Here is a 12,164-nt window from a genome sequence, read left to right as displayed (position 1 = left end):
TTTTTTATGCAAAATATGCATAGGTGATAATATTGAATTTTATTAATAAAATATCTATAATTATACTATCATTTGGTATCATCTTGATAAGCGGTGGACTATATTATACACATGAATCATTAGCACAAATTGATAAAAAAATTATGATCAAAAATTTTGAAAATACTAAAGAATATTCATACAACTATGATGTATCTATAAATGGTCTTAGGTTATTAAATTCCTTTCATCATGAAATGATTTTGGATATTAGATATGCATCTAAAAATAATTTTACACATAAAGTACTCTATGATGCAGACGCATGTATACTACAAGAAAGCACTCTAAAAAAATTATTAGACGCACAAAATGAATTTAAATCTCTTGGATATAAAATAAAAATCTGGGATGCTTATAGACCATTTTACATTCAAAAAATATTATGGGATATAGTTCCAAATAGTAATTATATAGCTAATCCATATACTGGTGGTTCCAATCATAATAGGGCATGTGCTGTAGATGTTACATTAACTGATTTAAATGATATAGAAATAGACATGCCTACTGATTTTGATAATTTTTCAGATAAAGCACACAGAAGTTATATAGGTGCATCTGAAACACAAATTAGAAATGCAGAATTATTAAAAAATATAATGATAAAACACGGTTTTAAACCAATATACACTGAATGGTGGCATTTTGATGATACTAATTATTCTAATTACCCTATAATTAATATTAGCATAAATGAATATCTTCAAATTATGAATAATAAATTGAGAGGAGGTGAATAAAAAAATGAAAATAAACGTTTCTAATGATACTTGTGAACTATTAAAAGCTCAATTATCTAAAAAATCTAAAAAATATATAAGGATTAATGTGGCTGGATTTGGATGAGGTGGTCCTGCTTTTGGAATTGTTCTGGAAGAACAAATAAATAATAATGATATTGTTGTTAATATAAACGATTTAACTATAATTGTTGATAGTGAATTTGAAGAATTTTTAGATGATTCTACTATATCTCATTCTAAAAACTTCATGGGAACAACTTTTAAAGTTAAGTCTAAACATTCATCATGTTAAAATAAAAGCTATATCTTAAAGATATAGCCTTTTTTTGTCGTTTTTTGTACTGTAAAATGTTGACAATTATTTTAAAAAAATGTATATTTATGTTTATAATTCATAATTAATAATTATTTAATTTAGGAGGATTTAAATGAAAGCAACTGGAGTTGTTAGAAAAGTAGATGAACTTGGACGTATTGTTATTCCAATAGAACTAAGAAGAACTCTTAATATAGGAGAAAAAGATTTACTCGAGATATATGTAGATAAAAATCACATAATACTTAAAAAATATGAACCTGCATGCATATTCTGTGGTAATTCTAAAGATATAAGTACATTTAAAGATAAAAATATATGTAAGACATGCTTATCAGAAATAAACAATGTGTAGTACAAAACCTCACTTTAACATTTATGTGAGGTTGATTTCATTTGTAATTAAATTATATACATAATTTTTCTTAAGATTGTATTCATTACATATCTTCCTTATATTATCTTTATTTGTTATACCTAGCTTCCTATTCTTTATAAACTCTTCTATTATACAATTATCTTCTATGGCCTCGATCTTCACATTATTTTCTATACAAATTATACATTCTCCTTTAATCTCATTACTTGAAAAATAATCTATAGAATCATCAATAGTACCTCTAAAGTTTTCTTCAAACATCTTTGTCAATTCTCTTCCTATGTATATACGAGTTTCTCCTCCAAACTCCTCCCTAAACATATTCAGAGTTTTTATTAATCTATGTGGTGATTCATAAATTACAAGAATAGTTTTAATACTTTTCATTAAATCTACCCTATCTTTTAACTTCTTAGATTCTCTTGGTAAAAAACCTATAAACGTAAACATCTCATTATTAAATCCACTCAGTATTTTACCATTTATAACAGCACAAGCCCCTGGAATAACATCTACACTTATACCTTCCTCTATACATCTATTGACAAGAATTTGACCTGGATCACTTATACAAGGCATACCAGCATCACTTATCATAGCATACTTAACACCACACTTAATCTCCAATACAATCCTATCTAATAATTTAAATTCATTAAATTTATGGTAAGATATCAGTTTCTTCTTTATACCATAATAGTTTAAAAGTTTAAGAGAACACCTAGTATCTTCACATAGTATAATATCACATTTATTAAATATCTCTATAGCTCTATAAGTAATATCCTTCATATTTCCTATTGGAGTTCCTACTATATATAAAACCATATAAATCCTCCCATATAAATTAATTTATAAAGATTATATTATAATTCTCTTTTATTGAAAATGTTTTTTTTTTACTATATACTATTAACTGACTATAATTGGAAGGAGTTCTTAAATGGCTTATACATTTAGAGAAGGTAGTCCTGAAGAGTTAAATAACTTTTCATTTAATTCTACTAAAGGTCATATCTTCCAAACTACATATTGGGGAAGCTTTAAAAAAGAATGGACAAGCAAATCAATATTAGGATTAGATAACAAAAACAATATTGTATTATCTTGTATCATACTAACAAGAAATTTGCCAATATTAAATAAAAATATAGGATATATACCTCGTGGTTTTGTATGTGACTATAAAAACTTTTCTCTTCTAGAAGAATTTACTTCATACCTTAGAACATACTCTAAAAATAATAAAATAGCCTTTATTACAATAGATCCTGATATACATATTAGGGAAAATACTAATGACATAATTGAAAATAAAGATATTATATCAAATCTTAAAAAACTTGGGTATATTGAAAATAGTTCAAAAAATTTCGAGAATATTCAGCCTAATTTTGTATTTAGATTAAATTTAAATACAAAATGCGAAAATAAAACAAACGATGAAATCAAACTAGATATATTAAATAGTTTTTCAAGTAAAGCAAGATACAATATAAAAATTGGAATTGAACGTGGACTCAGTGTTGAAAGCTACACTTTCAATATACACTAAAAGAAAATAAACTTGATATATTTCAAGAACTTATGAATATAACAGGTAAGCGTGATAATTTTATAGTCAGAAAAAAAGAATACTTCTTAGATATGCTAAAAACTCTAAATCCTTATTGTAAACTCTATCTAGTAAAATATTCATATGAAACTGATAAAAATAATATTTACAAGAAACTAAATAACTGTAAAATTACTTTAGATAATATAAAATTAAAATTAATAAATTTAAAAGAATCCTTAAACTCTACAACAGATGAAAAAAAGATCATTAAAATTAAATCTAAAATAGATAATAAAAATAAAGAAATAAAAAACAATGAACTTCAATTAACGTCACTTGAAAATAAATTAAATACAATTTCTGTATATAAAAATAAAGAAATCTACTTATCAGGTGCAATATATTTAACCTGGGGTAATAAGGCTTGGTATCTATATGGAGCATCCCACAATATTTTAAGGGATACAATGCCAAATTTTTTAATGCAATATAAAATGATTAAAGATAGCATAGATAATAACTGCTATATATATGATTTTAGAGGTGTTTCTGGAGATTTAAATGAGGATAATCCATTATATGGACTATATAGATTCAAAAAGATGTTTAATGGCGATTTTGTTGAATTTATAGGAGAATATACATTAATTTCAAATAAAAATATATATCTACTTTTCAAAAAAATATTTCCTAAATTCAAGGATATCAGAAATTCTATATTTCAAAAAAACAACAAAAAGAAGTAAGAGCGATGCTCTTACTTCTAAAACAAACTGGCAATGACTTACTCTTCCATAGGGGTAACCCTATAGTACCATCAGCACAGTGTAGCTTAACCTTCCTGTTCGGTATGGATAGGGGTGTTGCCTACACGTTATAATCACCAGATATTGAGAAATATTTTAATCTCTCAAAATTGTATATAAATAATATATTGCTAATTTTGGTCAAGCCCTCGACCTATTAGTATAAATCAGCTAAATATGTTACCATACTTACACCTTTTACCTATCAACCTTGTGTTCTTCAAGGGGTCTTACTAGCTTACGCTATGGGAGATCTTATCTTAAGGTGGGCTTCACGCTTAGATGCCTTCAGCGTTTATCCCTTCCTAACTTAGCTACCCAGCCGTGCTCCTGGCGGAACAACTGGTTCACCATTGGTTAGTCCATCCCGGTCCTCTCGTACTAAGGACAGCTCCTCTCAAATCTCCTGCGCCCGCGACGGATAGGGACCGAACTGTCTCACGACGTTCTGAACCCAGCTCGCGTGCCGCTTTAATGGGCGAACAGCCCAACCCTTGGGACCTACTTCAGCCCCAGGATGCGACGAGCCGACATCGAGGTGCCAAACCTCCCCGTCGATGTGAACTCTTGGGGGAGATCAGCCTGTTATCCCCGAGGTAGCTTTTATCCGTTGAGCGATGGCCCTCCCACGAGGTACCACCGGATCACTAAGTCCTACTTTCGTACCTGCTCCACTTGTAGGTGTCGCAGTCAAGCTTCTTTATGCCTTTACGCTCTACGAAGGATTTCCATCCCTTCTGAAGAAACCTTTGAACGCCTCCGTTACTCTTTTGGAGGCGACCGCCCCAGTCAAACTGCCCATCTAACAGTGTCCTGTACCCAGTTCATGGATCCCAGTTAGAATTTCAGCAATATCAGGGTGGTATCCCAACATCGACTCCTCTAAATCTGACGATCTAGATTCCCAGTCTCCCACCTATCCTGTACAAATATTACCAAAACTCAATGCTAAATTACAGTAAAGCTCTACGGGGTCTTTCCGTCCAATCGCGGGTAGCAAGCATCTTCACTTGCACTACAATTTCGCCGGATTTGCAGTTGAGACAGCGCCCAAGTCATTACGCCATTCGTGCGGGTCAGAACTTACCTGACAAGGAATTTCGCTACCTTAGGACCGTTATAGTTACGGCCGCCGTTTACTGGGGCTTAAGTTCACTGCTTCTCTTACGATAACAGCTCCCCTTAACCTTCCAGCACCGGGCAGGCGTCAGCCCCTATACTTAAGCTTTCGCTTTTGCAGAGACCTGTGTTTTTGATAAACAGTTGCTTGGGCCTATTCTCTGCGACCATATCTCTATGGCACCCCTTCTCGCTAACTTACGGGGTCAATTTGCCGAGTTCCTTAACTGCAATTCTTCCGCTGGTCTTTGGATTCTCACCTCGCCTACCTGTGTCGGTTTGTGGTACGGGCACTAATTATCTACCTAGAAGTTTTTCTCGTCAGTGTGAAATCAGATACTTCAACTCATTCGTCTCCCCATAAAGAATCAACTTAATCGCATATATGGATTTGCCTCTACATGCTATCTCTTCTCTTAGACCAACCTCCATCTGTTGGCTATCCTATCCTTCTGCTTCCCTCCATCGATCAATCAATAATTAGTGGTATCGGAATATCTACCGATTATCCATCACTTACGCCTTTCGACCTCAGCTTAGGTCCCGACTTACCCTGGGCGGACGAACCTTCCCCAGGAAACCTTAGGCTTTCGACCATTAGGATTCTCACCTAATTCTCGCTACTTATGCCAACATTCTCTCTTGTATAAAATCCACTATTGCTCCCGCTTTAGCTTCAACTCTTATACAACGCTCCCCTACCAATGTTTCCATTCCACAGCTTCGGTGATGAGTTTTAGCCCCGTTTATCTTCGGCGCAGAAACTCTCGACTAGTGAGCTATTACGCACTCTTTAAATGAATGGCTGCTTCTAAGCCAACATCCTAGTTGTCTTAGAATCTCCACATCCTTTACCACTTAACTCATACTTTGGGACCTTAGCTGGTGATCTGGGCTTTTTCCCTTTTGTCCAAGAATCTTATCACTCTTAGACTGACTGCTAATAAACAAATATAGGCATTCGGAGTTTAATAAGGTTCGGTAACCTTACGGCCCCTAGCCCATTTAGTGCTCTACCTCCTATATTCTATGTATTAACGCTAGCCCTAAAGCTATTTCGGGGAGAACCAGCTATCTCCGAGTTCGATTGGAATTTCTCCGCTATCCACAATTCATCCCATGGTTTTTCAACACCAACGTGGTTCGGTCCTCCACGAAGTTTTACCTTCGCTTCAACCTGATCATGGATAGGTCACCCGGTTTCGGGTCTACAACATGCAACTATTCGCGCTATTAACACTCGATTTCTCTTCGACTACAGTCCTTAAGACCTTAATCTCGCTACACATCGTAACTCGTTGGCTCGTTCTACAAAAAGCACCTCATCACACATATTACGTGCTCTGAGCGGTTGTAAGCACACAGTTTCAGGTTCTATTTCACTCCCCTCCCGGGGTTCTTTTCACCTTTCCCTCACGGTACTACTCCTCTATCGGTCATCAGGTAGTATTTAGCCTTGGGTGGTGGTCCACCCTGCTTCCCACAAGGTTCCTCGTGTCTCGTGGTACTCTGGGTAAGTCTCTCTCAATTTCAGTTTTAAATTACGTGGCTATTACACTCTTCGGCTTAGATTTCCATCTATATTCATCTAACCTACTTTCTCAATTATAGACCCCCTCAACCCCCAAGTTTCCTTGGGTTTGGGCTCTTCCCCTTTCGCTCGCCACTACTTAGGGAATCGATATTTCTTTCTCTTCCTACAGGTACTTAGATGTTTCAGTTCCCTGCGTCTACCTTCTAATAACTATTAATTCATTACTAGATACATAGTCTCTCACTATGTGGGTTCCCCCATTCGGAAATCTACGGATCCATGACTATTTGCGTCTACCCGTAGCTTATCGCAGCTTATCACGTCCTTCATCAGCTCCTGATGCCAAGTCATCCTCTGTGCGCTCTTAGTAGCTTGACCTATTTTTCTTTCTATATTCTTCCAGCTCTTAAATTACTATTGCTAATAATTTAACTTGCTACCTTTCGCATCTTTACTATTTATATACAATTTTCAAAGATCTATATCCTTAAGTAACCTTCCAATTATAGGTCACTCACAATTGAATAGGAAAAAGTTATCCACTTCTTTCTTTCCTTAGAAAGGAGGTGATCCAGCCGCAGGTTCTCCTACGGCTACCTTGTTACGACTTCACCCCAATCACTGACCCCACCTTAGACTGCTGCCTCCTATATGGTTAGCCCACAGGTTTCGGGTGTTGCCAACTCTCATGGTGTGACGGGCGGTGTGTACAAGACCCGGGAACGTATTCACCGCGACATTCTGATTCGCGATTACTAGCAACTCCATCTTCATACAGGCGAGTTTCAGCCTGCAATCCGAACTGAGATGAGTTTTATAAGTTTTGCTCACTATCACTAGCTTGCTTCTCTCTGTTCTCACCATTGTAGCACGTGTGTAGCCCTAAACGTAAGGGGCATGATGATTTGACGTCATCCCCACCTTCCTCCTAGTTAACCTAGGCTGTCTCGCTAAAGTGCTCAGCTTAACCTGTTAGCAATTAACAACAAGGGTTGCGCTCGTTGCGGGACTTAACCCAACATCTCACGACACGAGCTGACGACAACCATGCACCACCTGTATCCTTGCTCTTGCGAGCTTCCCTCATTACAAGGTAATTCAAGGTATGTCAAGTTTAGGTAAGGTTCTTCGCGTTGCTTCGAATTAAACCACATGCTCCGCTGCTTGTGCGGGTCCCCGTCAATTCCTTTGAGTTTTAATCTTGCGATCGTACTCCTCAGGCGGGGTACTTATTGCGTTTGCGACGGCACGAATTGTTATTCACAACCCACACCTAGTACCCATCGTTTACAGCATGGACTACCAGGGTATCTAATCCTGTTTGCTCCCCATGCTCTCATGCCTCAGCGTCAGTTACAGTCCAGTAAGTCGCCTTCGCCACTGGTGTTCTTCCTAATCTCTACGCATTTCACCGCTACACTAGGAATTCCACTTACCTCTCCTGCACTCTAGTTAAACAGTTTTATATGCTTTCTACAGGTTAAGCCTATATATTTAACATATAACTTGTTTAACCGCCTACGCATCCTTTACGCCCAGTTATTCCGAACAACGCTTGCCACCTACGTATTACCGCGGCTGCTGGCACGTAGTTAGCCGTGGCTTCCTCTGCAGGTACCGTCCTTCCTCTTCCCTGCTAACAGAGCTTTACAATCCGAAAACCTTCTTCACTCACGCGGCGTTGCTGCATCAGGGTTTCCCCCATTGTGCAATATTCCCCACTGCTGCCTCCCGTAGGAGTATGGACCGTGTCTCAGTTCCATTGTGGCCGTTCATCCTCTCAGACCGGCTACACATCGTCGCCTAGGTAAGCCTTTACCTCACCTACTAGCTAATGTGCCGCAGACTCCTCCTATACCAATAAATCTTTCACTACATAATCATGCAACTATATAGCTATATGCGGTATTAATCCAACTTTCATCGGGCTATCCCCCAGTATAGGATAGATTATCTACGTGTTACTCACCCGTTCGCTGCTAAGTTATATAAAGCAAGCTCCATATATCTCCGCTCAACTTGCATGTGTTAGGCACGCCGCCAGCGTTCGTCCTGAGCCAGGATCAAACTCTTATCCTTCTCCCAGTCTCTCAAAATTAACGTTGACTTCTTCTCTTCATTCCTTTTCCCTATCCAATTGTCAATGATCTATAATCTATCTAACCTTCCTCCTGGCTGTCCCACAGCTAACTCACTCATATTACCAAACTTCATACCACCATGTCAATACCTTTCTACACATTTTACCTAAATTCTTTGTCTAAAAATGTATTAATAACTTCTCCTGCTAATATAAATCCTGCTACTGGTGGAACAAATGAAATACTTCCTGGTATTTGTCTTTTATTAGTGCAACTTCTTCCATTATCATAATTGCATACACATCCCGTCATACAATTAACCACTTCATTCATTTTAGGTTTCTTCGGTATCTCTTCAGAAAAAACTACTCTTAACTTTTTTACCCCCCCTTTTTCTAAGTTCATATCTCATAACTTTACACAAGGGACAATTTTTGGTTTCATATATATCTGCAATCTTAAATTTAGTTGGATCCAGTTTATTGCCAGTTCCCATACAACTAATCAAATTAATATTGTTTTTTTCACAATATTCTGCTAATGCAATCTTTGCTGTCACTGTGTCTAAGGCATCTATAACATAATCAACTTCACTTTCTATAAAATCTGCTATATTATCTTTACTAACTGTCTTTATAATTTCAGTAACATGAATTTTTTTACTTATACTCTCAATTCTTTCCTTCATAGCACTAGTCTTAAATTTACCAATTGTTTTATAAATAGCATGAAGTTGTCTATTTAAATTAGTCAAACAAACTGTATCATCATCAACTATAACAATATTTCCTATACCAGCCCTTGCTAAAGCCTCAACACTATAAGATCCAACTCCACCAAGACCTAATACAACAACTTTCTTACTCCTTAAATTTTTCAACGCTTCAGTTCCTATAATTAATTCCATTCTCGATAACCCATGTTGAATCATACAATAATCACCTCTACAAACTAAATTCTTACTTGCATATTCTAACATAAAATATATTTTTCTTGTATATACCATCTATATTTTATTATAATTTATTTAAAAATAATTAAGGGAGGATAATAATGAAAATAGGAATAGTATGTGCTATGCAAGAAGAATTTGAACTCATATCAAATGATATAAAAGACAAATCATTAATCAAAAAATTAAATTTAGAGTTTATCTCAGGAAATCTAAATGGAAAGAAAATCATTGGAGTTATTTGTGGAATTGGTAAAGTTAATTCAGCTATATGTACACAAATTTTAATTTCTGAATTCAAATGTACACATATTATAAATAGCGGTGTTGCAGGCGGAATTAATAAGAATATTAAATTTAAAGATGTTGTCATTGCAAATGATCTAATACAACATGATGTCAATATTTGTAATTTTGGATATAAATTGGGAGAAATACCTAACATTGGTACCTATTCATTTAAATGTGATGGTTACTTAGTGGAATTAGCTAAATCTATATGTGAAGATATTTCTAAAAATAAAGCTGATTTTAAATTCCACATAGGAAGAATAATAACTGGAGATCAATTTATATCTAACGATGAAATATCAAATAAACTACAAAATGAATTTAACGCACTTGCCTGTGAAATGGAAAGCGCCGCAATAGCTCAAACATGTTATCTTAATAATATTCCATATATAATTATAAGATCAATATCAGACAATGGTGGTAATATTGCTGGAGATGAATTCTATAAATTTTTGAAAGATGCATCAAAAAATTCTTATCTAATATTAAAACAAATAATTAGTCGCATGGAAAAATGAACTACAAATTAAAATTCAATAAAAAATGTCTAGATGTATATATTATACATCTAATTATTTTCTTATTTATAGGACTCGTTGGAATATTCAGCACACCATATAAAGATCTTTTTATAGGTATAAAAAAAATTATTACCACTCGTAGCATACTTCTTACAGACTATATGTATGTAAGTGGTATTGGAGCAACTCTATTAAATGCATCTATAACCTCATTATTAATTTTAATGATATATAAAATTAATAAAACAAAACCAAATGGATCAATGATAATGACATTGTGGTTAACACTTGGATTCTCGATGGTTGGCAAAAATTTTATAAATATTTGGCCCACAATAATAGGCGTGTACTTATATTCTAAAATTCAAAAAGACAGTTTTTCTAACTATGTACTCATTGCAACTCTATCTACATCTCTCTCTCCAATCTCTAGTGAACTGTTTGAAATATTAAATCTTAATTCTTATATAACTCTATTACTTTCCATATCAATTTCTATATTAATAGGTATGATACTACCTCCGTTGGCTAAATTTACACTTAAAATGCATCAAGGATATAATTTATACAATGTTGGATTTGCAAATGGATTAATCACTGTATTAATTATATCAATACTCAATTATTTTGGAATAGAAATTAAACAAAATTTATTATGGAGTACTGAATATAAAACCATTTCACTATTTTTAGTAATCAGCTTAATAATATTTTTAATATCTCTTGGAATTAAAAAATTTCATTTATCAAAACTAAGTAATATATTACGACACTCAGGTAGAACTATAACAGACTTTTACTTAATGTATGGCAATTCTTCCTATCTAAATATGGGTATACTTGGTATCATATTTTTATCATATATAGTCATAGTAAATGGTGATTTAAATGGACCTACAATAGCACTATTATTTTGCATAATTGGTTTTGGAGCAATTGGAAAACATCCACTAAACACAATCCCTTTAGTTCTCGGAGTATCATTCACAGCGTACATAAGCAATATACAATTAAATACACCAACAACAATATTAACAAGCTTAGGTTCAACAGCTCTCGCTCCAATATCAGGTCAATTCGGGGTAATAATAGGTTTTATAACTGGATGTTTACATCTAATATTAATGAAATATATTGGACATTTAAGTGGTGGAATCAACTTATATAATAATGGATTTATTGCGGGTATCCTTGCAATAATACTAATTCCAATAATAGATGGTTTTAAAAAGGGAGATATTTAAATGAAACACGCAAGACAAAGAAATACTAGAATAGCTGAAGAGCTTATATTATTAGCATATAGGTATGGAGCAAAAGATATAAATCTAAACATAAAAAACAGAGAATCTACAACAATAATAATTATAGAGGCTAGCGAAATAAATATAGAAAAATCCAAACTTGAATTAATCAATAAACTTTTAAATGTGCCAAGGTGCTCAGAAATGGAAGAATATTATTGGAATTTAACAGGAGAATCTGATGTGGATTGCGAATTATCATTAATAGGAGTTATGACAGATTATGTCAAAGTAAATTTAAAAAATAATATATTAAAAATAGAATTATACAGAAACAAATAAAAAGAGGTAAAAACTTACCTCTTTAAAATTGGTGATTCGTCGGGGACTCGAACCCCGGACACCATGATTAAAAGTCATGTGCTCTACCACCTGAGCTAACGAACCAACTGGCAATGACTTACTCTTCCATAGGGGTAACCCTATAGTACCATCAGCACAGTGTAGCTTAACCTTCCTGTTCGGTATGGATAGGGGTGTTGCCTACACGTTATAATCACCAGATATTGAGAAAT

General features: G+C 34.4%; 8 protein-coding genes, 1 tRNA gene, 4 rRNA genes and 1 pseudogene. 7 read left to right on the top strand and 7 right to left on the bottom strand.

All coding sequences use genetic code 11. The features are described 5' to 3' along the window. The first annotated feature begins 23 nt into the window (after positions 1 to 23). Together SFBM_RS00285 and SFBM_RS00280 are read left to right on the top strand one after the other, a co-directional pair. Entirely contained in the window at positions 24 to 782 is a 759-nt protein-coding gene (locus SFBM_RS00285) for a M15 family metallopeptidase (RefSeq protein WP_005807649.1), read from the top strand. A 431-nt stretch (positions 783 to 1,213) separates the two neighbouring features. Continuing rightward, positions 1,214 to 1,456 carry an AbrB/MazE/SpoVT family DNA-binding domain-containing protein gene (locus SFBM_RS00280; RefSeq protein WP_005807651.1) on the top strand — a complete coding sequence of 81 codons (243 nt, stop codon included), beginning with the start codon at positions 1,214 to 1,216 and terminating at the stop codon, positions 1,454 to 1,456. Between the two features lie 21 nt (positions 1,457 to 1,477). On the opposite strand, the gene rsmI is transcribed toward SFBM_RS00280, so the two are convergent. Next, positions 1,478 to 2,308, bottom strand: coding sequence for a 16S rRNA (cytidine(1402)-2'-O)-methyltransferase (gene rsmI / locus SFBM_RS00275; protein ID WP_005807653.1), 831 nt, complete (start codon positions 2,306 to 2,308; stop codon positions 1,478 to 1,480). Positions 2,309 to 2,423: 115 nt separating this feature from the next. Here rsmI and SFBM_RS08270 point away from each other — a divergent pair, with 115 nt between their 5' ends. Together SFBM_RS08270 and SFBM_RS08265 are read left to right on the top strand one after the other, a co-directional pair. After that, entirely contained in the window at positions 2,424 to 3,035 is a 612-nt protein-coding gene (locus SFBM_RS08270; protein WP_371137052.1) for a lipid II:glycine glycyltransferase FemX, read from the top strand. Positions 3,036 to 3,067: 32 nt separating this feature from the next. Continuing rightward, the gene (locus SFBM_RS08265) at positions 3,068 to 3,784 is read left to right on the top strand and encodes a peptidoglycan bridge formation glycyltransferase FemA/FemB family protein (RefSeq protein WP_007442135.1); all 717 of its coding nucleotides are present in this window, start codon (positions 3,068 to 3,070) and stop codon (positions 3,782 to 3,784) included. A gap of 25 nt (positions 3,785 to 3,809) precedes the next feature. Here the strand turns inward: SFBM_RS08265 and rrf (SFBM_RS00265) are convergent. From rrf (SFBM_RS00265) to SFBM_RS00250, 4 genes and pseudogenes are all read right to left on the bottom strand, one after another. Then, positions 3,810 to 3,926, bottom strand: a 5S ribosomal RNA gene (gene rrf / locus SFBM_RS00265). A 55-nt stretch (positions 3,927 to 3,981) separates the two neighbouring features. Next, positions 3,982 to 6,875: ribosomal RNA gene (locus SFBM_RS00260) — 23S ribosomal RNA — on the bottom strand. 181 nt (positions 6,876 to 7,056) lie between these two features. Next, positions 7,057 to 8,576: ribosomal RNA gene (locus tag SFBM_RS00255) — 16S ribosomal RNA — on the bottom strand. The 16S, 23S and 5S rRNA genes sit together here, the layout of an rRNA operon. 164 nt (positions 8,577 to 8,740) lie before the next feature. Further along, positions 8,741 to 9,509, bottom strand: a pseudogene (locus tag SFBM_RS00250) (tRNA threonylcarbamoyladenosine dehydratase). Between the two features lie 122 nt (positions 9,510 to 9,631). Between SFBM_RS00250 and SFBM_RS00245 the strand changes: the two are divergent. Genes SFBM_RS00245 through SFBM_RS00235 form a run of 3 tightly spaced genes read left to right on the top strand, consistent with a single transcriptional unit; the run spans position 9,632 to position 11,931 of the window. Then, entirely contained in the window at positions 9,632 to 10,342 is a 711-nt protein-coding gene (locus SFBM_RS00245) for a 5'-methylthioadenosine/adenosylhomocysteine nucleosidase (protein ID WP_005807665.1), read from the top strand. Further along, positions 10,339 to 11,589 (top strand): DUF1576 domain-containing protein, encoded by a 1,251-nt coding sequence (locus SFBM_RS00240; RefSeq protein ID WP_005807666.1) that lies wholly within the window; start codon positions 10,339 to 10,341, stop codon positions 11,587 to 11,589. Before SFBM_RS00245 ends, SFBM_RS00240 begins: the two co-directional genes overlap by 4 nt. Then, positions 11,590 to 11,931, top strand: a complete 342-nt coding sequence (locus SFBM_RS00235) for a hypothetical protein (RefSeq protein ID WP_005807667.1) — start codon at positions 11,590 to 11,592, stop codon at positions 11,929 to 11,931. It begins immediately after the preceding gene. 29 nt (positions 11,932 to 11,960) lie between these two features. Here SFBM_RS00235 and SFBM_RS00230 read toward each other — a convergent pair. Continuing rightward, positions 11,961 to 12,036: transfer RNA gene (locus SFBM_RS00230), tRNA-Lys, on the bottom strand. Beyond that, positions 12,037 to 12,153 (bottom strand): 5S ribosomal RNA (gene rrf / locus SFBM_RS00225). Positions 12,154 to 12,164 lie beyond the last annotated feature (11 nt).

Source organism: Candidatus Arthromitus sp. SFB-mouse-Japan, assembly GCF_000270205.1.
GTDB lineage: Bacteria > Bacillota > Clostridia > Clostridiales > Clostridiaceae > Dwaynesavagella.
This window is presented reverse-complemented; position numbering and strand designations above follow the sequence as displayed.